We start from the raw sequence: 21,638 nt of genomic DNA on the forward strand, positions 1-21,638 counted from the left end.
CGAGATTCGCCGACCACTAGACTCGGGGCATGGCAAAGCCCCAGGAGAAGGTCTCGTTCGGCCAGCGGCTGAAGCAGATCGGGATGGTGTTTCGGTTCACCGCCAAGCAGGACCGGTGGTTCGCGCCCCTGGCCTTCGCCGCGGTGGTCATTCCACTCGCGCTGACCGTGGTGGCGTTCTTCGTGTGGGGCTGGCTCTGGATCCCGCTGGGCATCCTGTTGACGCTGCTCTCCCTGCTGATCGTGCTCAACCTGCGCTCCAACCGGGCGATGATGAACGCCGCCGAGGGACAGCCGGGCGCGGCCGCGCAGATCATCGAGAACATGCGCGGCGACTGGCGGGTCACCCCGGCGGTCAGCTCGACCACGCAGATGGACATGGTGCACCTGGTCATCGGCCGTTCGGGAGTGATCCTGCTGGCCGAGGGGAACCCGCAGCGGGTGCGCGGCCTGCTCGGCCAGGAGAAGCGTCGGTTGGCCAAGGTGATCGGCTCGGCGCCGCTCTACGACTACGTGATCGGCCAGGAGGAGGGCGAGCTGCCGGTCCGCAAGCTGCGAATGACGCTGATGCGGTTGCCACGCAAGCTCAGTGGCCGGGATGTCAACGCGCTGGACAAGCGCCTCAAGGCGCTCAGCGCCCGCCCACAGCTACCCAAGGGCGCCATCCCGAAGAACATGCGTCCGCCGAAGGGCGCCTTCCGCCAGGCCCGCGGTCGCTGACCTGCCGCGACCACGGCGGATCGCCCCGCTGACCTGCCCGCGACCGCGGATCGCCCGCTGACCCCGAGCTGGGTCAGCGGGCGACGGGGGCGATGACCGAGCCCGCTGCTCGGTCATGCAGGCCACGGCGGTCGGCATCCATGATCAGGGCAGGTATCACGAGCGCGAGCAGGACACCGCGGAGTAGCGCGCGAAGCACCCCGATCCGACCACCGCTGGTCCAGGAGACACAGCGGACTCGGGTGAGGTACATCCCGGGGGTCTGGGCGAAGAGACCGATGAAGAAGCCGTACTCGACGACGAGCACGAGCACGGGAGCCCACCCGTCGTGGAACGGATCGGCGAAGATACTGGCGACCAGTATGCAGAGCACCCAGTCGATCACTAATGCGCCGAAGCGCGGCCCCAGGCCCGGACTGGCGGAGACGTCGGAGCGGGGCGGTACGGGCTGGTCAGCCGAGGTCGTCACAGCGCTCAAGACTAGCCAGTGCCGCAGCCGGCTACACGCCGACCTACGCCCAAAAAACGGACCAAGCCTCGCAAGTTTCACTACACTGGCACACTGGCCCCTCCCGGGAGCATCAGGACTGACCGCTCCACGCAGCGAAGGCTTCACGGAGCCTCCGCGGAGGACGTAACACGGCAGAAACATTGAAGACATGGCCGGGCAACCGCTCGGCCATAGCGTCGCCAGAAGCCTAGCCACTTCAGTGGACGAGCCAGGAGGACGAGTGTTCGCCAATCCCGAGGAACTCCTGCGTTACCTCAAGAACGAGGACGTGAAGTTCGTCGACGTACGTTTCTGTGATCTGCCCGGCGTGATGCAGCACTTCAATGTGCCCGCCGAGTCGATTGACGACCAGCTCCTCACCGACGGCCTAGCATTCGACGGGTCGTCCATCCGCGGCTTCCAGGCGATCCACGAGTCGGACATGCTCCTGCTCCCGGACGTCGCCACCGCGTTCATCGACCCGTTCCGCGCGCAGAAGACCCTCGCGCTCAACTTCTTCATTCACGACCCGTTCACCCGCGAGGCGTACACCCGCGACCCCCGGAACGTGGCGAAGAAGGCCGAGGCGTACCTGGCGGCCAGCGGCATCGCCGACACCGCCTACTTCGGCGCGGAGGCCGAGTTCTACATCTTCGACTCGATCCGCCACGAGACCTCGGCCCACCAGTCGTACTACTACATCGACTCGGTCGAGGGCTGGTGGAACACCGGCCGTGACGAGGAGGGTGGCAACCGCGGCTACAAGACCGCGTACAAGGGCGGCTACTTCCCGGTGCCGCCGGTTGACCACCACGCCGACCTGCGCGACAAGATCGTCCGTCGGCTGATCGACGCCGGCTACACCGTGGAGCGCTCGCACCACGAGGTCGGCACCGCCGGTCAGGCTGAGATCAACTACAAGTTCTCGACCCTGCTGCACGCCGCGGACCAACTCCAGCTCTTCAAGTACATCGTGAAGAACGAGACCTGGGTCAACGGCAAGACCGCCACCTTCATGCCGAAGCCGCTCTTCGGGGACAACGGCTCAGGCATGCACACCCACCAGAGCCTGTGGCTGAACGGTGATCCGCTCTTCTACGACGAGACCGGCTACGCCGGCCTCTCCGACACCGCGCGCTGGTACATCGGCGGTCTGTTGCAGCACGCGCCGTCGCTGCTGGCCTTCACCAACCCGACGGTGAACTCGTACCGCCGGCTGGTGCCCGGCTTCGAGGCGCCGGTCAACCTGGTCTACTCGCAGCGCAACCGCTCCGCCTGCACCCGCATCCCGGTCACCGGGAGCAACCCGAAGGCCAAGCGGGTCGAGTTCCGCGTGCCGGACCCGTCGGCCAACGTCTACCTGGCCTTCTCGGCGATGCTGATGGCCGGCCTCGATGGCATCAAGAACAAGACCGAGCCGCCGACCCCGATCGACAAGGACCTGTACGACCTGCCGCCGGAGGAGTGGGGCGACGTCAAGCAGGTGCCGGGCTCGCTGCCGGCGGTGCTCGACTCCCTCGAGGCCGACCACGACTACCTGCTCGACGGCGGCGTCTTCACGCCGGACCTGATCTCCACCTGGATCGACTGGAAGCGGACCAACGAGGTCGACCCGGTGCGGCTGCGCCCGACCCCGCACGAGTTCGCGATGTACTTCGACTGCTGAACCCCTGCAGCAACCGGCCGGGTTGCCTCCACAACGTTGTGGAGGCAACCCGGCCGGTTTCGGTTTCACGCCGAGATAGGCGTTGTCGCGGTACTCCCACACGTCGTCAGCCCGGCGGGAACGGGGACCGACCGGCCCGGGACCGCCACAGCCGCGGCACCCCCCACCCGGCAGCCACCACCACCAACCCGGTCATCACCAGCGCCCCCGGCGCCTTCACCAGCCGGGCCAGATTGGTGCCATCCGGCAAGGTGAGAAAGGCCGCCGCCGCGCAGGGCAACACGAACCAGGTCGTCCGCGTCGCGGCCGCCGCCAGCAGGACCAACGGCCAGGTCGCATACCAGGGGTGGAAGACGGGGGCGAGCACCACCGTCGCGGCAAGCGCCAGGCCGGCACCGAGCAGGGCCACCCGAGGCCGCGCCGCCTCCAGCCGGACCACCCGTTGCCGGACATCACCCAACGCGCGCAGGGCCGACCAGGCCCGCCACCACAGCACCACCAGGACCAGCGCCAACAACGCCAACGCCAACGCCCGGACCACCGGCACCGCCACGGGACGCCCACCAACGAGTTCACCGGCATAATCCAGGACCATGCCGACCGCCGTGGGAGGCGATGTCCACTGCTCCAGATCGCCGCTGTGGCGCAGCCCGGCCACCCAGCCCAGGCCCAGGCCGGAGAAGACCGAGACGCCCCCCAGGGCGATCAGAGCGCCCGCGGCCAGCCAGCCGCCATCGCGCAGCACCGACCGCACGGTGAACCGACCGAGCACCGCGGCGAGCGCCGCGAACGGCAGCACCACCACCGCAGTCGCCTTAACCCCCACCGCCAGCCCGAGCAACGCCCCCGCCACCAGCAGCGGCCACGGTCGGCCCGGGAACCGCACCACCACCAGCAGGCCGAGCAGCAGCAGCCCGAGCATCACCGCGTCGTTGTGCGCGCCCGCCACCAGATGCACCCCCAGCAAGGGGCAGGCCAGCGCCAGCCAGACCGCCCGCCGAGTCGGCACCCCCGCTGCCCGCGCCAACCCGAGCAGACACACCGCGACGAGCAGCACCCCGGCCACCGCGATCAGCCGCAAGACCACCACCACGCCGACCAGCCCACCACCGAGCGCCACCGCCAGCGCGGCGAGGAGCACAAAACCCGGCCCGTACGGCGCGGGCGTGTCCCGCCAGATCGGCGAGACCGCATCCGCCCAGGGGCAGCCCGCCACCGCCACCCCGACCGCGTACGGGTCAACGCCCTGCCCGTACGCCCAGCCCTGACAGGCGTACGAGTAGACATCCCGGCTGCCCAGCGGCGGCGCGACGAGCAGCGGCACCGACCACAGCCCGGCAGTGCGGTACGCCCACCCGGTTGACGGCGTACCGTGCCGTAGCGCCCACCACGCACCGGTCAACAGGCCGGTGCCGACCAGCCAGAGCAGGACGGTCAGCGGGCCATCGGCGGCGCGCCACACCCGCTCGTCGGTCGCGTCGGGCAGCGCTCCCCCGAGGTACCCGGCGACGGCCAGCAGCACCGCGCCGACGAGACCGAGGTAGCGGACCGCTCCCGCCCGGACCGGGATCCGCCCGGCCCCGCGCGGAGGCACGCCTGCGCCGGTCACCGGGGTACCTCGGCGGTGGGGAGGGTTGTCGCGCCGGTCCGGCCGACGAGGTGGATGGGCACGGAAGAACATGTTGCCAGTACCGTGGGCGCGGACACGGAGGTAGGCATGCGGGGCACACGGACGGTGGTGGCGACGGCCGCCACGTTGGCCGTGGTGCTCGGCGGCACGTATCTGCTGCTGCCGCCGATGGGCTCGGACCTCGCCGCCCAGGTGGCCCGGGCCGACTTCTTCGCCGCCCACGGTGCCACCCCGGTCGACCTGCGGTGGTACGGCGGGGTCAACCAGTTCGGCTACAGCCTGCTCTCCCCGCCGGTGATGGCGCTGCTCGGCGTCCGGGTGACGGGGGTGCTCGCCCTGGTGGCGTCAACCGTCGCCTTCGCTGCCCTGCTGTGCCGCGTCGACGTCCCCCGGCCGTTGACCGGCGCCCTGGTGGGGGTGGTCACCTTCGCTGGCAACCTGGTCGCCGGCCGGGTCACGTTCGGGCTCGGGGTGGCCTTCGGCCTCGCCGCCCTCCTCGCCCTCACGCTGCCGGCCGGGCGACGACGACTCGTGCCGGCCACCGCCGGGGCGCTGCTGGCCGCCGCGACCAGCCCGGTGGCCGGGCTCTTCGTCGGGCTGGCCGGTGCCGCGCTGCTGCTCGGCCGCCGCTACGTTGACGGCCTCGCCCTGGGGCTGGCGGCAGCGCTGCCGCTCGGGTTCACCGCCCTGCTCTTCGGCGACGGCGGCTGGATGAACATCAGCCGCACCGACACCGTACGGGCGGTGGGGAGCAGCCTGCTGGTGGCGGCGCTGGTGGCGTACCGGCCGGTGCGGGTCGGCGCGCTGCTCGCCGCGGCCGGGGTACTCGGGGCGGCGCTGCTGCACACCCCGGTCGGCCTGAACGCGACCCGGCTGTCGGCGATGTTCGCGCTCCCTCTGCTGGCCGCCGCCGCGACCATCGGCACCGGCCGCTGGTTGCCGCGGCACACCGGCGAGCGAACGCACCCCCGCTGGCCGGCCCGACTCGTTCCCGCCGGCGGCACCGGGCTACGCCGGCGGCGGGCCGGCGGCGGACTCACCCTGGTCGTCCTGCTCGCCGCCGGGTTCTGGTGGCAGCCACCGGTGGTCCCGGCGGACCTGCGCAGCGCCACCGACCCAGCCGCCCGGCCCGCCTACTTCGCGCCCCTGCGCGACTTCCTCGCCACCCAACAACTCACCGGGCGGGTGGAGATCCCACCGACGCGCACCTATCGGGAGTCGGCGGCGCTGGGCGAGGTTCCGCTGGCGCGGGGCTGGCTACGCCAGGCGGACATCGACCGCAATCCGCTCTTCTTCACCACGGTGCCGGGTGCCACCGGCACCGGGGTTCCGCTGACCGCCCAGACCTACCACAGCTGGCTGCGGACGAACGCGGTGCAGTACGTGGCCGTACCCGACGCGCCCCTGTCCTGGGTCGGCCGGGCCGAGGCGGAGCTGGTCCGCGACGGCCTGCCCTACCTGCGCGAGGTGTGGTCCGACCCGCACTGGCGGGTCTGGGCCATGGTCGAGCCGACCCCCCTGGTCGGTGCCCCCGGCACGATCCTGCGGGCCGACGGCGCGACCGTGACGTTCCAGACCGACGGGCCCGCCACGGTCCCGGTACGGGTCCGGCACAGCCGTTGGTTGACCGCCACCGGCGGCACCGTCACGGCAGCCGGCGAGTGGACCGCTGTCACCGTGCCACGGGCCGGGGTCTGGACCCTCGGCAGTTAACGACACTCACCGCTCGCCGACCCGCTCGGCCCAGCGCCGAGGCCGCCGGGTCTGCTACGCCCCGGCGTGCCCGAGGCCGTCCTCAGAGCGCCGTGCCCGAGGCCGTCCTCAGAGCTCGAAGACGCGTTGCATGGCGGCGCGGGAACGGCGACCGGTGCGCAGATAGTCGTCGAGGAACTCGCCCGGATCGTCGCGGCCCAGGAGCCGAACCACCCCCGCCAGGTCCACCCCGTGCCGGGGCAGCTGATCAGTAGCCCGGCCGCGCACCAGCATCAGGGCGTTGCGGACCTGCGCGGTGAGGGTCCAGCCGGCCGTCATCGCCGCGGCGTCGTCCGGGTCCACCAGGCCCGCGTCCCGGGCCGCAGCGAGGGCGTTCAGGGTACGCGTGCCGCGCAGCTGCGGCAGCTGCCCGGCGTGCCGGAGCTGGAGCAGCTGCACCGCCCACTCGACATCGGCCAGCCCGCCCCGGCCCAGCTTGGTGTGGGTAGCCGGGTCGGCGCCCCGGGGCATCCGCTCGGTCTCCACCCGTGCCTTGATCCGCCGGATCTCGACCACCTGCTCCCAGGTCAGGCCCGCCGCCGGATAACGTAGCGGCTCGACCATCGCCAGGAACTCGGCGCCCAGATCCTCGTCACCGCAGACGAACCGGGCCCGCAGCAGTGCCTGCGCCTCCCACACCCGCGACCAGCGGGCGTAGTACTGCTGGTACGCGGCGAGGCTGCGGACCAGCGGCCCCTGCCGCCCCTCGGGGCGTAGGTCGGCGTCAACGCCGAGTGCCGGGTCGGGCGCGGGCATCCCGAGCAGTCGACGTAGCTCCTCGGCGACCGCCCGCGCGGCAGCGCTCGCCGTGCTCTCCGCCATCCCGGCCGGCGGATCGTGGACGAAGAGCACATCGGCATCGGAGAGATAGTTGGACTCGTATCCGCCGAGCCGGCCCATGCCGATCACGGCGAAGCGCAGACCGGGCACCAGCGGCTGGGACGCCCGGGCGGCAGCCAGGGCGGCGGCCAGGGTGGCGTCGGTGACATCCGCCAGTGCGGTGCCGACCGCGCCCACGTCGGTCAGGGCCGGCGCGGCCCGCCCCGGCGCAGCGGGCGGCGACGGCGCCAACGAACCGGCCCGACTCAGCACGTCGGCACAGGCGAGGCGGAGTAACTCCCGACGGCGGAGCGCGCGGACTGCCCGGATCGCCTCCACCGGGTCGCCGGCGTGTCGCGCCGCCGCCGCCGCGAAGCCCTCGCCGAGCACCGGCCGGGGCCGCGCGGCCAGTTCACTCTCCTGCGCGAGCAGACGCAGCGCCTCCGGCTCGCGGGCGAGCAGGTCGGTCACGTACCGAGAGGAGGAGAGCACGCGCGCCAGCCGGCGGGCCACCGGCCCCTCGTCGCGCAGCAGCCGCAGATACCAGGGGGTGCTGCCGAGCTTCTCGGAGACCTTCCGGTAGCTGAGCAGCCCGCGGTCCGGCTCGGGAGCGTCGGCGAACTCGCTGAGCAGCACCGGCAGCAGGGTGCGCTGGATGGCCGCGGTGCGGCTTACCCCACCGGTGAGGGCCTGCAGGTGGCGCAGCGCCCCGGCTGGGTCCTCGAAGCCGAGGATCTCCAGCCGGTTGCGGGCCGCCGCCGGGGTCAGTCGCAGCCCGTCGGCGGGCACCCGGGCGACCGACTCCAGCAACGGCCGGTAGAACAGCTTGGCGTGCAGCCGGCGTACCTCGGCGGCGTGGGTGACCCGCTCGATTCGAAACGCCTCGACGGCGCTGCGTCCCGGTGCCGCCGAGTAGCCGAGCGCCCCCGCCAACCAGCGCAACGCGTCCGGGTCGGTGGGTACGGTGTGGGTCCGGCGCAGCCCCTGCAACTGCAGCCGGTGCTCGACGGCGCGCAGGAAGTGGTAGCCGCGCAGCAACGCCTCCCCGTCCACCCGCCCGACGTAACCACCGCTGACCAACGCGCGCAGGGCGGGAATGGTGCCCGGCACCCGCAGCGCCTCGTCGCCCCGGCCATGCACCAGTTGCAGCAACTGCACCGCGAACTCGATGTCGCGCAGCCCTCCCGGACCGCGCTTGATCTCGCGCTCCTGCTCCGCCGGCGGAATGTGATCGATGATTTTGCGCCGCATGGCCCGAACATCCTCGACCGCCTCCGGGCGCTCCGCGGCCCGCCAGAGCAGCGGCGCGAGCTGCTGAATCCACTCCTGGCCCAGCGCCAGGTCGCCGGCGGCCGGCCGCGCCTTGAGCAGCGCCTGGAACTCCCAGGTCCGGGCCCACCGCCGGTAGTAGGCGAGATGGCTGGCGAGGGTGCGCACCAGCGGGCCCCGCTTCCCCTCGGGGCGCAGCGCGGCGTCTACCGGCCAGGCGACCAGGCCACAGATGTGAATCAGGCGGGTGGCGATCGCGGTCGCCGCGGGAAGGTCGTCGTCCTCGGCCGCGACGAAGATCACGTCAACGTCGGAGACATAGTTCAACTCGTCACCGCCGCACTTGCCCATGGCCACCACGGCCAGCCGGGGCCGGGGCGTACCCTCCGGCAGCTCACCCTGCGCGAGGTCGTAGGCAGCGGTGAGAGTCACGTCGGCCAACGCGGAGAGCGCGGCCATCGTCTGCTCCAGACCCTGGTTGCCGGTCAGGTCGGCCGCGGCGATCCGGAGCAACGCCAGCCGGTACGCCGACCGCAGCTGGGCGATCGAACCGTCTGCGCCGGTCAGCTGGAGCCGACCGTCGGCGGTGGGCGCCAGTCCGTCCGCGGTGCTCCGGAGGTCAGCCCACTGGCCCGGGTTGGCGACCAGGTGGTCGCCGAGCGCCGAGGAGGCGCCGAGGACGGCGACCAGGCGCCGCCGCAGCCCCGGATCGTCGTACAGGTCGGCGAGGAGCCTGGACGCGGCTCCCATCCCCGCCGGGTCAGCGCCACTGGCCGTTTCACCGGCTCCCGCGGCCCGATATTCGGCCTCCACCAGCCGGTGCAGCTGGCGCAGCGCCAGATCCGGATCGGCGGCCCGGGACAGCGCGGCTAGTAGCTCCGCCGCCCGCTGGTCCGCGGGTTCCTGCGTCTCCGGCTGCCAGAGCGCCAGGCCCGCCGGGCCGAGCAGGTCGCCCGCACGGACGCTGTTGTCGCTGGTGCCGAAGCCGTAGCGGGCGAGCCGTCCCGCGGCCCGGGTCGGCCGTTTCATTCGTGCCCGAGCAGCGGCAGGCTACGGCGGGCCCCCTCGTCCAGCTCGCCGCAGGCCAGGGCGGCGAACCGCGCCGCGAAGGGCTGCCAGACCTCCTCGACATCGACCATCACCGCGGCGCAGGCGGCGACGACCAGCTCCGGGTCATAGTCCAGCTCGGCGAGCAGGTCCGAATCCGCCGCCCAGTCGGCGACCATCGCGGTGTCGCACTCGATGTGGAACTGCAGGCCCCAGGCGCGGTCACCGAGGCGGAAGGCCTGATGCGGGTAGCGGGTGGAGGCGGCCAGCAGGGTCGCCCCGACCGGCAGCTCAATGATCTCGTCGGCGTGCCACTGGAACACGTCCGGGATCAACGGCACGTACTTGAAGAGCGGATCCGTCTCGGCGGCGTCCCGGCGGCCCACCACCGCGGGACCGACCTCCGGCCCGGACTGGCTGCGCTCGACCGTTCCGGCGTGCGCGGTCGCGAGCAGTTGCGCGCCCAGGCCGATCGCCAGGGTCGGCACCCGGTGCCGGACCGCCTTGCGCGACAGCGCCTCCACCCGCGGGAGCCAGGACGCCGACGGCTCACCATCGGGCAGTGGGTACGCCTGCTGCCCACCGCCGAGGACAACCAGCGCCGCGTATCCGTCCAGGTCGGCCGGGAGCTCGTCGCCGACGTGCGGCCGGGCGAGGTGCAGCCGCAGCCCGGCTTCGGTCAGCCACTCCCCGAGCCGACGCGCGTCTTCGGCCGGGTCATTTTCGATCACCAACGCGGTTGCCACGCCGTCGAGGCTATCCCGTGCCACCGGCAGGGGGCTGGTTAGGCTCGATTGTTGTGATCACCGATGAGGTACTCCGTCCGCCCGCGCTGCGTCCGGGCGACACCGTACTCCTGGTGTCGCCGTCCGGGCCCACCCGGCCGGAGCGGGTCGCCCGCGGCATCGAGTTGCTGACCAGCTGGGGTCTGCGGCCGGTGCCGGCCCCCAACGCGTACGCCCGCCAGGGCTACCTCGCCGGCGCGGACGAACTGCGGGCGGCGGACCTGAACGCCGCGTTCACCGACCCCGCCGTGCGGGGGATCATCTGCACCCGGGGCGGGTACGGTGCGCAGCGCATGGTGGACGCGATCGACATGGCAGCCGTCCGCCGGGATCCGAAGGTGGTGGCCGGCTTCTCCGACATCACCGCCCTCCAGTTCGCGCTCTGGCGGGGGGCCCGGTTGGCCGGGCTACACGGCCCCGGCGCGGCCTGGCGGGACGAACGGACGGCGTTGAGCTCCGCGCAGTCACTACACGCCGCGCTGACCACCACCGAACCGGTGACGGTGGCCGCCCGGGAGGGCGAGGAGACCTTCGGCGTCCGGGTCCCGGGTCGGGCCGGCGGCCGGCTGCTCGGCGGCAACCTCTGCCTGATCGTGGCGTCGATCGGCACGGTGGACCTGCCGGACCTGACCGGGGCGGTGCTGCTGCTCGAGGAGATACAGGAACCCCCCTACAAGATCGACCGGATGCTCACCCAACTTCGCCGGGCCGGGGTGCTGGCCGGGCTGGCCGCGGTGGCGGTCGGGCAGTTCACCGACTGCGCCGACGGGTGGGCGGTGGACGTCGCCGATGTGCTCACCGACCGGCTGGGGGACCTCGGCGTCCCCGTCCTCGGTGGATTGCCGATCGGGCACGGGGTGGGTCAGCTCACTGTTCCGGTCGGCACCGAGGCGGTGCTGGACGCGGACGCCGGCACTCTCACCGTCGCCCCGGCTGTCCGCGGCTGACCCGGCCGTCCGGCGCACCGGCTGTCCGGTGAGCCGCCGGAGCAGTGGTCGGTTCACCGGCTACCCCGGGCATTGCCCAGATTGCCAGCTGGCACATAGCTTCGCCACGGTGTTCCTCCAGCGGGAGCGGTCACTGTCGGTCGGGTAATGCATCACCGACGAGTTGGAGGATCACCATGTCCCGCACGATTCGTAAAAAGCACCTACTGGCCGGGCTCGCCGCGGCCGGCGTGCTCGGCGTCGGCGTGGCCGCACCGGCCGTGGCCGCTGACAACACCTCGCCCTCCCCGAGCGCCAGCGCCGTCGCCGAGAAGGGCGCAGACAAGGAGCAGCAGCGCTCCGACCGGCAGGCCGCGTTCGCCGAGGCGCTCGCCGAGAAGCTTGGCGTTGACGTGAACAAGGTAACCACGGCGTTGGAGGAACTGCGCGAACAGCGGGCGGCCGACCGGCCCGAGCGGGGCGAGCGGCCCGAGCGGGGCGAGCGGGGCGAGCGGGGCGAGCGGGGCGAACGCCCGGACGCCGCTGACCGGCAGGAGGCGCTCGCGCAGCGCCTGGCCCAAGCGGTCGAGGAGGGCACGCTCACCCAGGAGCAGGCCGACGCGATCACCGCGGCGGCCGAGGCCGGCATCCTCCGGGGCCCGGGCGGGCCGGGCGGGCACGACGGCTCCGTGGGTAAGTAGTTCGCCCCGCCGGCGGACTTCCCGGGCGGCGCGCCGGTAGCCCGGCGCGCCGCCCTTCGCGGACCGAGCTGCGGCACCTCGCCCGCACCGCGGTCCTCGTCGGTCCCGGTCGGATCCGAACCAACCACCGGCAGCCCGACGGTGGTGCTGGAGTCGATGGGCAAGGTCGGCCGGCACGCAGTCCGACGCCAGGAGCAGGACCGGCCGGGGCCGGCGGATCAGAGCGAGAGGTAGTGCTGCCGCTCGTACGGCGTGACCTCGCGGCGGTACTGCTCCCACTCGGACCGCTTGTTGCGCAGGAAGAAGTCGAAGACGTGCTCGCCGAGCACCTCGGCGACCAGTTCGGAGCCGGCCATCACATCGATCGCCTCGGCGAGGTTCTCCGGCAGCGGCTCGTACCCCATCGCCCGGCGCTCGGCGCTGGTCAGCGACCACACGTCGTCCTCGGCGCCCGGCGGCAGCTCGTACCCCTCCTCGATACCCTTGAGGCCGGCGCCGAGCATCACCGCAAAGGCCAGGTACGGGTTGGTCGCCGAGTCGGGCGATCGGACCTCGACCCGGGCGGAGTTCGGCTTGCCGTACGCCGGGACCCGGACCAGCGCGGAGCGGTTCAGATGCCCCCAGCAGACGTACGCGGGGCTCTCGGTGACCCGGTTCGGCAGGGCCTGCGGGAAGAGCCGTTTGTACGAGTTGACCCACTGGTTGGTGACGGCCGTGTACTCCCGGGCGTGCACCAGCAGGCCGGCGATGAACGCGCGGGCGACCTTGGAGAGCTTCCTCGGGTCACCGGCGTCATGGAACGCGTTGCGCTCCCCCTCGAACAGCGAGAGGTGGGTGTGCATGCCGCTGCCCGGCTGGTCGGTGAAGGGCTTCGGCATGAAGGTGGCCTGCACGCCGGTGGAGAGCGCCACCTCCTTGACCACGTGCCGGAACGTCATGATGTTGTCGGCGGTGTTGAGCGCGTCGGCGTAGCGCAGGTCGATCTCCTGCTGACCGGGGGCGACCTCGTGGTGGCTGAACTCGACGGAGATTCCGATCCGTTCCAGCGCGAGTACCGCCTGTCGGCGGAAGTCCCGCGCGACCGCGTGGGTGGTGTGCTCGAAGTAGCCACCGGTGTCGACCGGGGTTGGCACCGAGCCGTCGGGCGCCCCATCCTCCAGCAGGTAGAACTCGATCTCTGGATGGGTGTAGTAGGTGAAGCCCTTCTCCGCTGCCCGGGACAGCGCCCGACGCAGCACGTGACGCGGGTCGGCCCAGGACGGGCTGCCGTCGGGGAGCAGGATGTCGCAGAACATCCGGGCACTCTCGCCGCTGACCCCGCCCTCGAAGGGGAAGACCTGGAAGGTGGTCGGGTCCGGCATCGCCACCATGTCAGATTCGACGACCCGGGCGAAGCCCTCGATCGCCGAGCCGTCGAACCCGATGCCCTCCTCGAAGGCGGACTCCAACTCCGCGGGGGCCACCGACACGCTCTTCAGCGTGCCCAGCACATCCGTGAACCACAGCCGGACGAACCGGATGTCCCGCTCTTCCAGCGTACGGAGGACAAACTCCTGCTGACGGTCCACTTCCACCCCTTACTACCCTATTGTCCACTTTCGGCCCGCCAACGACCGGCCTGACCGATCAGTTTCCACCGGCCTCGTTACGCCGACGTTACGCGACCTTCCCACGCCCGCACCGGCCTGTCCCACCCCCGCCACAACCAGCTGGGAGCCCCCTTCCCCGCACGCGCCATACCCCGCTCGGACCGCTGCGGCAAGATAGGGACATGACCACCCTGCGTCTCGCACTCTGCCAGGTCAACCCGATCGTCGGTGACCTCGTCGGCAACGCCACGATCATCCGGGAATGGGCCCGACGCGCCGCCGACGCCGGCGCCCAACTGGTTGCCTTCCCGGAGTTGACCCTGACTGGTTACCCGGTCGAGGACCTGGTTTTCCGCCGCTCCTTCATGGAAGCGTCGAAGGCGGCGCTGGGCCGGCTCGCCGCCGACCTCGCCGCGGATGGGTTGGGCGACCTGCCGGTGGTGGTCGGCTACCTGGACGCGGACGGCCCACCACAGGTCAGCGGCGACGCCGAGCCGGGGCACGGGGCGCGTAACGCGGCGGCCCTGCTGCACGGCGGGAAGACCGTGGCCACCTACTTCAAACACCACCTGCCCAACTACGGCGTCTTCGACGAGGACCGCTACTTCGTGCCCGGCGAGACGCTGTCTGTGGTACGAGTCGGCGGGGTGGATGTCACGCTTACCATCTGTGAGGACCTGTGGCAGGTCGGGGGGCCGTTCGCCGCCGCCCGGCAGGCCGGCGTCGGCCTCGTTATCAACATCAACGGCTCGCCGTACGAGCTGAAGAAGGACGACGTCCGGCTACCGCTGGTCCGCCGCCGGGCCGCCGAGGCCAGGGCCACCATCGCGTACGTCAACATGATCGGCGGCCAGGACGAGCTGGTGTACGAGGGCGACTCCATGATCGTGACGGCGGAGGGGGAACTGCTCGCCCGGGCGCCGCAGTTCGTCGAGCACCTGCTGGTACACGACGTGGATCTCCCTGCCGCCACCGACGGCCCACCCGCCGACATCGAACTGGCCGACGGGATGCGGGTGCTCCACCGCCACATTGAATCGCTGCCGGCCACGCCCACCGAGAAGTCGGCGGCCGGGGGGCTCCTCGAACCGGCGGCCGACGAGGCGGAGGTGTGGCAGGCGCTCGTGCTGGGCCTGCGTGACTACGTCGACAAGAACCGCTTTCCCACCGTGGTGCTCGGCCTCTCCGGCGGCATCGACTCGTCGGTCGTGGCGGCCCTGGCCGTTGACGCGCTCGGCGCGGACCGGGTGGTCGGGGTGTCACTGCCGAGCCAGCACTCCTCCGAGCACTCCCGGGAAGACGCAGCGGAGTTGGCCCAACGCACCGGACTGGACTACCGGGTCGAGCCGATCCAGCCGATCGTCGACACGTTCCTGGCCAACCTGTCACTCTCCGGCCTCTCGGTGGAGAATCTCCAAGCCCGGGTCCGCGGGGTGATCCTGATGGCGCTGTCGAACCAGGAGGGCCACCTGGTGCTGACCACCGGCAACAAGAGCGAACTGGCGGTCGGCTACTCCACCCTGTACGGCGACTCGGTCGGCGGTTTCAACCCGGTCAAGGACGTCTGGAAGACCCTGATCTGGCAACTCGCTCGGTGGCGAAACGCCGAGGCGGTCCGCCGCGGCGAGACCCCGCCGATCCCGGAGAGCTCGATCAACAAGCCCCCGTCGGCCGAGCTCAGCCCCGGCCAGCTGGACTCCGACACGCTGCCGGAGTACGACCTGCTCGACCCGATCCTCATCGGCTACATCGACGGCGATCTGGGCCGGGACGGGTTGATCGAGGCCGGCCACGACCCGGCGCTCGTTGAGCAGGTGCTGCGGATGGTGGATACCGCCGAGTACAAGCGGCGTCAGTCCGCCCCCGGCACGAAAATATCGATGAAGGCCTTCGGGCGGGACCGCCGCCTACCGATCACCAACCGCTGGCGCGAGGACGGCGGAGCGGCCGAAGCAGCCGCGCGCCTCGGGGAGTGACATCTTGCACTGCCCCCTGCCGCGACCCGCGGTGCGGTGCGACGATCGCGGCAGAGCCCGGGGACCGCGTACGCGGCCTCGAGGAAGGAGAGAACCATGCTCGAATCCAGCCCAGCCGAGGTGACCGCCCTCTACGGCGGACCGGCGACCCGACGGGTCCGCGCCCGCGACCTGCTCGCCGCGAAGGAGCGTGGCGAGCGGTGGGCGATGCTCACCTCGTACGACCAGTACACGGCGGGGATCTTCGACGCCGCCGGCATCCCGGTGCTGCTGGTCGGTGACTCGGCCGCGAACAACGTCTACGGCTACGACACGACGCTACCGGTGACCCCCGACGAGCTGCTTCCCCTGGTCCGGGCCGTGGTCCGGGCCACCCGGCAGACGCTGGTCGTCGGCGACCTGCCGTTCGGCTCCTACGAGGAGGGACCGACCGCGGCCCTGCGCACCGCCGTACGGTTCATGAAGGAAGGCCGCTGCCACGCGGTCAAACTGGAGGGTGGCCGCCACTACGCCGAGCAGATCGCCGCGATCGTTCGAGCCGGCATTCCGGTGATGGCGCACATCGGCTTCACCCCGCAACGGGAACACACCCTCGGTGGATACCGAGTCCAGGGCCGGGGTGACACCGCCGAGGAGGTGCTCGCCGACGCCCACGCGGTCGCCGAGGCGGGGGCCTTCGCGGTGGTACTGGAGATGGTCCCCGGCGATGTGGCGAAACGGGTAACCGCCGAGCTGACCATCCCGACCGTGGGCATCGGCGCTGGCCCGGACACCGACGCCCAGGTGCTGGTCTGGCAGGACATGGCGGGTCTCCGTACCGGTCGGACACCCCGCTTCGTCAAGCGCTACGCCAACCTCGCCGACACCCTGGGCGAGGCGACCCGTCGGTTCGCCGACGAGGTCCGCGACGGTGGGTTCCCCAGCACCGAACACACCTTCTGACCGGGCTGGCGGTGGCCCGGCCAACACCGGGCCGCCGCCGACCGGCCACTCAGGAGGAAAGAGGTAAGATCCTCGATCGTGCTTAAAACAAGTTTCATCCGGGCCCTACTGATCCCTACCGCCATCCTCGCCCTCACCGCCTGCGGCGGCGAAGACGACTCGGAGCCAGCCGCCTCCGAGTCGAACTCCCCCTCCGCGGCTTCCTCGTCGGCCCCAGCCGCAGCTGCCGCCAAGAGCGACGAGGAGCTCTGCGAAGCCTTCAAGGAAAGCCAGGAGCAGTTCCAAAAGACCTTCACGGAGACTATGGCGGATTTCCTCACGGCGACCGAGGAGGAAATGGAAAGCGCGATCGGTGAGCTCATGACCGAAATGGCGACGGAGGTCACCGAGATCGCCGCTACCGGCAACGCCGACAGCGAGGTCACCGCCACCCTGGAGGCACTGAGCATGGAGGCCGAGAAGGCGGCCGCCAACCTGGACAGCGCGGACGACGCCGCCTACGAGGCGGCCGGCGAAGCCGCCGTCGCGGCTTGCCAGAAGGTTGGCGTAGAGATCAATTACTGATCGCGAATCGGCAGGCCGGACAGCCCCGGCTGGCCAGGATGCCGCTCGTGTGCTCCGCCGGGATTCCGGCGGAGCACACACCCTCCGCCCACGTCCACCCACAACCCCACGGCGGCAGCGCATCATGATCCGCTGCGAGCCAGGGCTGCCCGGGCAGCAGGCTCCCACCCGGAGCGCACGCCCCGACGGGTCTCCAATGGGGATCAATCCGGGTAGCATTACCTTCCGTGCGTAAGACAACTCTCTTCCAGGCTCTGCTGGTCCCCGCCGCGGTCCTTGCCCTCACCGCTTGCGGAGGGGACGACCCGGAGCCGACGGCATCCGGGACACCGACGACCGATCCCACGACGGCCTCCTCCTCGGCGCCACCTGCGGATGCCGCCGGCAAGGGCGACAAGGAGCTCTGCGAAGCCGCCAACAAGGCCAATATGGAGCTCCGGCAGACCCTGCTCGACGCCGTCTCCGGAGGCGAGGAGCCGGATACGGAGCTGTACCAGGAGATCTTCACCGGGTTGGCGACCGAGTTCGGCGCCATCGCCGCCACCGGAGACGCCGACAGCGAGGTTGCCGCCGCGCTGTCCGCGTACAGCGCGGAGGCCGGCAAGGCAGCTACCGCCGGCAGCCCGGAAGCTGCCGACAACCCCGCCTTCAACAAGGCCACCGACGCGGCCGTCGAGGCCTGCCAGGCGGTCGGGGTTTCCCTCGACCTCTGACCCGCACAGCAGTTTGGGCTAACCGACGAACGTCTGCCGATTAGCTGTGGCTCGGTAGGACAATGGTGCGGCCCGCTGGAAGCCCAGCGGGCCGCAGCACGTTTCGCCCCACCTCCGAACGCCGCCCCGACGGCGGGACGCATCCGGCCCCCACCACCTTCAGAGGTCGGTGACCCGGATGCCGGCGTGGGCCTTGTAACGCTTGTTGATAGCGATCAGGTTCGCCGTGAAAGCCTCGATCTGGTGGGCGTTCCGCAGGCGACCGGCGTAGATGCCACGCATGCCGGGGATCCGGGCGGCGAGGGCACCGACGATGCCGGCCAATTCCCGCTCCTCGGTGCAGATCAGCACGTCCAGCTCGATCCGATCAATCTGCGGATCCGCCAGCAACGGAGCACTGACGTGGTTGAACGCCGCGCACACCCGGGACTGCGGCAGTAGCGCGGCGGCCTGCTGGACGGCGCTACCCTCCGCCACGGTGAGGGCGTAGGGGCCCTGCTTGTCGAAGCCGAGCGGGTTGACGCAGTCGATCACGATCTTCCCCGCGAGAGGCTCGGCGAGCGCGCCGACGATGCTGGCGTGGCCGTCCCACGGCACCGCGACTACCACCACATCGCTGCGCCGCGCGACCTCCTCGTTGTCGGCCCCGGTGACGCTCGCGCCGGCAGGCACCCCGGGCAGGGCCGCGATCTCCGCAGCGGACTGGGCAGCGCGCTCGGCCGAGCGGGAACCGATCAGCACGGTCTGGCCAGCACGGGCGAACCGGTAGGCGAGACCACGCCCCTGGTCGCCCGTGCCGCCGACGATACCGACAGTGAGCCCGGACACATCGGGTAGGTTGCTCGCGTCGTAAGCCATGCGAACATCCTCGCAAACCGCCGATGCACGAGCAGCAGTCGATGCTGTGACAATCCCCGCTGGGGTCAGGCCCGCTCCACCGGAATCCACAGTTCGGACTCCGCGGTCGCGCCGTCCGCCGCGACACTGGTGCGGGATATCTCCGGACCCGGACGACTGCGGTACGGGTTAGCCGGGAACCACAGGGTGAAGACGTCCCGCCACAGATGCTGGACGGTCTGCGGGAACGGACCGGAAGTGGTGAAGACCGCCCACCTGCCGGCGGGGACCGCCATCGCGTCGAGCCCCTCCGGGGCACTCGCGCCGGTGACCACACCGTGCCAGTAGTCCAGCTCACCGCCCTCCGCCCGGCCATCAGCGATCTTGGTGCTGACGTTGACGATGCCCTTTGGTTCCTGGTCGGACAGCGCCGCCATCCGGTTTACTGTCTCCTGATCAATACTCCGGACGAACTCAACGATCGCGGGGTTCATCCCCTCGTGCACCAGGGGCACCCGGGCTCGCCGGCCCACCAGGCGGAAACCGTCCTTGTCAACGATCCGGTAATCCATACTGCTACTCCCGTCGATGGTGAGACGGAAGGAGATCCGGGGCTGGGCACGCAGAGTCGCCCCCGTACGGCGGGCCTCGCCCGGACTGACGCCGTGCACGGCCTGAAACGCCCGGCCAAACGCCTCGGCGGAGCCATAGCCGTACCGCACCGCGACGTCGAGCAGCGACTGCTCCCCCGACAGCACCTCCGCCGCGGCGACGGTCAGTCGCCGACGGCGGACGTACTCGGACAGTCCGATCCCCGCCAGTGCGGAGAACAGCCGCCGCAGGTGGTACTCCGACGTCGCGGCGATCCGCGCCAGTTCGGCCACGTCGACCGGCTGGTCGAGTCGCTGCTCGAGGTGGGCCATGACATCGTTGAGCCGCTTCAGCACCCGGACCTCCTTCCCTCGTGCCCACGACGCTAGGGCCACGCGGGTAGCACCAACCCGACAAGCTATGCCAGATTCGATCAGGTCATCCCAGCCTGGGGTGGCTACCCGGCGGCGGTGCCACGCGTTGCGGGACCAGGCTCCGGTGCACCGTTCCAGTCGACGAGTTGGACGATGACCCCGTTCGGTTCGCGGACCTGGAAGGCGCGCTCACCCCACTCCTCGGTGGTCAGCGGCATAGTGATCTTGACGCCCTCGGCCTGTAGCCGCGCCAGCTCGCCCTCCAGATCGTCGACCACGAACGCCAGAATCACACCACGGGCGTGGTCGTCACGCTGGTCATCGGGGAGGGTGGCGAGTCCACGCTGCAGGAAGACAACGTGGGCACCGGCGTCGTCGCGGGTCAGCGAGGCAAACCCGTCCGCGGCCATCTCCTGACGAAACCCGAAGTGCTTGGTCAGGAAGGCGGCAGCGGCGGGGACATCCTCGACATTGAGTGATACGGCAGTGGAGGTGATCTTCATGGAAGAGTCCTTCTCGCGATGATCCGAATACGTCATACGTCGTACGCTGTACATTATACAGCGTACGGAGAAATTTGGAGATGACTATGCGTGCACCTGACGTAACCGGCGGCGGAGACCCCGCGCGTACGCTCGCTCTGCTCTGGCGAGAGCCGTCGACGGCGGCGCGCCGAGGCCCGCAACGCGGCCTCAACCTGGACGCGGTGATCGAAGCGGCGACCGCCGTCACCGACACCGAAGGACTAACCGGTCTGACCATGCGTCGCGTCGCCCAGGAACTGCGGGTCTCCCCCATGACCCTCTACACGTACGTGCCCGGCAAGGCGGAGCTACTCGACGTGATGCTCGACGCCGCGTACGGCCGGATGTCGCGCGCCGACACCACCGGACAACCCTGGCGAGTACGGCTGACCGCGGTGGCCGAGGAGAACCGGACGCTCTTCGAGACCCATCCGTGGACCGCGACGGTCTCCACGCTTCGGCCCCCGCTCGGCCCGGGCGCGATCGCCAAGTACGAGCACGAGCTGACCGCCCTGGACGGCTTGGGCCTCGACGACATCGAGATGGACGCCTGCCTGACCCTTCTGCTGAGCTTCGTCCAGGCAAACGCCCGAGTCGCCGCCGAGGCCCGGGCCACTGCCCAGCTCACCACTATGACCGACGAACAGTGGTGGGCGGCCGCCGGGCCGCTGCTGGCCCGGGTCCTCGACCCCGCGGCCTACCCGCTGGCCACTCGGGTTGGCAACGCCGCCGGCACGGCGCACGGCAGCGCCCACGACCCCGCCCACGCCTACGAATTCGGCCTCCGCCGCCTCCTGGACGGGCTCGCCACCCTCATCGAACGCGCAACACCCGCGGCATGAGGGAACTCCTGATCCCGATCCAGGACGATCAGCGACTGGTGAGGTTCCGAATGTTCACTCGGCGGGGCGACGGAGCAGAGTGACGGCGAAGTCGCTCTCCTCCCGCCACGGACGCAGATCCCAGGTGGCGAAACGCTGCTCCCGGCGTAGCCCGGCAGCAGCCGAATCGTCGTCGAAAGCCGACAGCGGGTAGCCCCGGTCCGTGCCGAAACCAACCGCCACGATGCCGTCGGGACGCAGGTGGGCCGCGATCCGGCGGAGGACGTCGGCCTCGGTGCCCGCAGCGACGAAGGTCATCACATTGCCGGCGACCACAGCGGCGTCGAAGGGTTCCGGCTCGTCGGCGGCGGCCAGATCGAGTTCAGCCAGGTCAGCTACGAGCCAGCGCGGACCGGGATAGGCGGCCCCCGCCGCCTCGACCAAGACGGGATCGGCGTCAACACCCACCACGGTGTGCCCCCGCAAGGCCAGCGCGGCCCCGACCCGACCAGTGCCGCAGCCGGCATCGAGGACCCGAGAACCTGGCGCTACCAGGGCATCGATCAGCCGGGCTTCGCCGGCGAGGTCCGCCCCCTCCGCCGCCAACCGACGGAATCGGTCGATGTACCACTGGGAGTGCTCTGGGCCGGTGTCGGTCACCCATCGGGTCGGCTTTGCCATGACGACAACCGTATCCCCTCGGATCTTCGGTCAGTCCGGCGCCGGTCACCGCTGGCTCCAGCCCCAACCAGCGGTTTCCCACCCGCGGCGGGGCTGGTATTCGCCCGGACATGGCTGTTGGCCGGCACCCGGTTCGGGTGCCGGCCAACAGTTTCTTTCCCCCTTTGTGTGGGTCAGGTCTGCGGGGGTTTGTTTGTGGGTGGTGCGGGTGGGGTCAGCTGG

The 21,638-nt window shown here is 71.0% G+C and carries 19 protein-coding genes; 10 read left to right on the plus strand and 9 right to left on the minus strand.

Annotated features, from left to right (window positions below; genetic code table 11):
• Positions 1–29 precede the first annotated feature (29 nt).
• Positions 30–719 (plus strand): DUF4191 domain-containing protein, encoded by a 690-nt coding sequence (locus B118_RS0105490; RefSeq protein ID WP_018223149.1) that lies wholly within the window; start codon positions 30–32, stop codon positions 717–719.
• A 73-nt stretch (positions 720–792) separates the two neighbouring features.
• Here B118_RS0105490 and B118_RS0105495 read toward each other — a convergent pair whose 3' ends face one another.
• A complete protein-coding gene (locus B118_RS0105495; protein WP_018223148.1) occupies positions 793–1,188 on the minus strand; it encodes an RDD family protein in 396 nt (131 codons plus the stop codon).
• A 262-nt stretch (positions 1,189–1,450) separates the two neighbouring features.
• Here B118_RS0105495 and glnA (B118_RS0105500) point away from each other — a divergent pair, with 262 nt between their 5' ends.
• Positions 1,451–2,875 carry a type I glutamate--ammonia ligase gene (glnA, locus tag B118_RS0105500; RefSeq protein ID WP_018826690.1) on the plus strand — a complete coding sequence of 475 codons (1,425 nt, stop codon included), beginning with the start codon at positions 1,451–1,453 and terminating at the stop codon, positions 2,873–2,875.
• A gap of 106 nt (positions 2,876–2,981) precedes the next feature.
• Here the strand turns inward: glnA (B118_RS0105500) and mptB are convergent, their stop codons facing one another.
• On the minus strand, positions 2,982–4,484 hold the full coding sequence (gene mptB, locus B118_RS0105505; RefSeq protein WP_018223146.1) for a polyprenol phosphomannose-dependent alpha 1,6 mannosyltransferase MptB: 1,503 nt from the start codon (positions 4,482–4,484) through the stop codon (positions 2,982–2,984).
• 108 nt (positions 4,485–4,592) lie between these two features.
• On the opposite strand from mptB, the gene B118_RS0105510 reads away from it, so the two are divergent.
• Positions 4,593–6,218, plus strand: coding sequence for a hypothetical protein (locus B118_RS0105510; protein ID WP_028192476.1), 1,626 nt, complete (start codon positions 4,593–4,595; stop codon positions 6,216–6,218).
• 108 nt (positions 6,219–6,326) lie between these two features.
• Here B118_RS0105510 and B118_RS0105515 read toward each other — a convergent pair whose 3' ends face one another.
• Together B118_RS0105515 and B118_RS0105520 are read right to left on the minus strand one after the other, a co-directional pair.
• Positions 6,327–9,374 carry a bifunctional [glutamine synthetase] adenylyltransferase/[glutamine synthetase]-adenylyl-L-tyrosine phosphorylase gene (locus B118_RS0105515; protein ID WP_028192477.1) on the minus strand — a complete coding sequence of 1,016 codons (3,048 nt, stop codon included), beginning with the start codon at positions 9,372–9,374 and terminating at the stop codon, positions 6,327–6,329.
• A complete protein-coding gene (locus tag B118_RS0105520) occupies positions 9,371–10,162 on the minus strand; it encodes a type 1 glutamine amidotransferase (RefSeq protein WP_018223143.1) in 792 nt (263 codons plus the stop codon). Before B118_RS0105520 ends, B118_RS0105515 begins: the two co-directional genes overlap by 4 nt.
• A gap of 29 nt (positions 10,163–10,191) precedes the next feature.
• Between B118_RS0105520 and B118_RS0105525 the strand changes: the two genes are divergently transcribed.
• Complete coding sequence (locus tag B118_RS0105525; protein WP_018223142.1) at positions 10,192–11,124, plus strand: S66 peptidase family protein; 933 nt, start codon at positions 10,192–10,194, stop codon at positions 11,122–11,124.
• Between the two features lie 176 nt (positions 11,125–11,300).
• Positions 11,301–11,804 (plus strand): hypothetical protein, encoded by a 504-nt coding sequence (locus B118_RS0105530; RefSeq protein ID WP_028192478.1) that lies wholly within the window; start codon positions 11,301–11,303, stop codon positions 11,802–11,804.
• Between the two features lie 218 nt (positions 11,805–12,022).
• Here B118_RS0105530 and glnA (B118_RS0105535) read toward each other — a convergent pair whose 3' ends face one another.
• The gene (gene glnA, locus B118_RS0105535) at positions 12,023–13,372 is read right to left on the minus strand and encodes a type I glutamate--ammonia ligase (RefSeq protein ID WP_018223140.1); all 1,350 of its coding nucleotides are present in this window, start codon (positions 13,370–13,372) and stop codon (positions 12,023–12,025) included.
• 203 nt (positions 13,373–13,575) lie between these two features.
• Between glnA (B118_RS0105535) and B118_RS0105540 the strand changes: the two genes are divergently transcribed.
• The 4 genes from B118_RS0105540 (at position 13,576) to B118_RS0105555 (ending at position 17,588) form a co-directional block, all read left to right on the plus strand.
• Positions 13,576–15,369, plus strand: coding sequence for an NAD+ synthase (locus B118_RS0105540; protein ID WP_027645187.1), 1,794 nt, complete (start codon positions 13,576–13,578; stop codon positions 15,367–15,369).
• 96 nt (positions 15,370–15,465) lie between these two features.
• A complete protein-coding gene (gene panB / locus B118_RS0105545; protein ID WP_018223138.1) occupies positions 15,466–16,311 on the plus strand; it encodes a 3-methyl-2-oxobutanoate hydroxymethyltransferase in 846 nt (281 codons plus the stop codon).
• Positions 16,312–16,389: 78 nt separating this feature from the next.
• Complete coding sequence (locus B118_RS0105550; RefSeq protein ID WP_028192479.1) at positions 16,390–16,875, plus strand: hypothetical protein; 486 nt, start codon at positions 16,390–16,392, stop codon at positions 16,873–16,875.
• A 227-nt stretch (positions 16,876–17,102) separates the two neighbouring features.
• Positions 17,103–17,588: a hypothetical protein gene (locus B118_RS0105555; protein ID WP_026274088.1), complete on the plus strand. Its 486-nt coding sequence runs from the start codon at positions 17,103–17,105 to the stop codon at positions 17,586–17,588.
• Between the two features lie 159 nt (positions 17,589–17,747).
• Here the strand turns inward: B118_RS0105555 and npdG are convergent, their stop codons facing one another.
• The 3 genes from npdG to B118_RS0105570 form a co-directional block, all read right to left on the minus strand.
• Positions 17,748–18,446, minus strand: a complete 699-nt coding sequence (gene npdG, locus B118_RS0105560) for an NADPH-dependent F420 reductase (RefSeq protein ID WP_018223135.1) — start codon at positions 18,444–18,446, stop codon at positions 17,748–17,750.
• 65 nt (positions 18,447–18,511) lie between these two features.
• Positions 18,512–19,372: an AraC family transcriptional regulator gene (locus B118_RS0105565; protein ID WP_027657781.1), complete on the minus strand. Its 861-nt coding sequence runs from the start codon at positions 19,370–19,372 to the stop codon at positions 18,512–18,514.
• A gap of 101 nt (positions 19,373–19,473) precedes the next feature.
• On the minus strand, positions 19,474–19,893 hold the full coding sequence (locus B118_RS0105570; protein WP_028192480.1) for a VOC family protein: 420 nt from the start codon (positions 19,891–19,893) through the stop codon (positions 19,474–19,476).
• Positions 19,894–19,979: 86 nt separating this feature from the next.
• Between B118_RS0105570 and B118_RS0105575 the strand changes: the two genes are divergently transcribed.
• The gene (locus B118_RS0105575; RefSeq protein ID WP_028187726.1) at positions 19,980–20,756 is read left to right on the plus strand and encodes a TetR/AcrR family transcriptional regulator; all 777 of its coding nucleotides are present in this window, start codon (positions 19,980–19,982) and stop codon (positions 20,754–20,756) included.
• A 54-nt stretch (positions 20,757–20,810) separates the two neighbouring features.
• Here B118_RS0105575 and B118_RS0105580 read toward each other — a convergent pair whose 3' ends face one another.
• Entirely contained in the window at positions 20,811–21,416 is a 606-nt protein-coding gene (locus B118_RS0105580; protein ID WP_018223131.1) for a class I SAM-dependent methyltransferase, read from the minus strand.
• Positions 21,417–21,638 lie beyond the last annotated feature (222 nt).

The sequence above is a fragment of the Salinispora pacifica CNR114 genome (assembly GCF_000514775.1).
GTDB classification, from domain to species: Bacteria; Actinomycetota; Actinomycetes; order Mycobacteriales; family Micromonosporaceae; genus Micromonospora; species Micromonospora pacifica.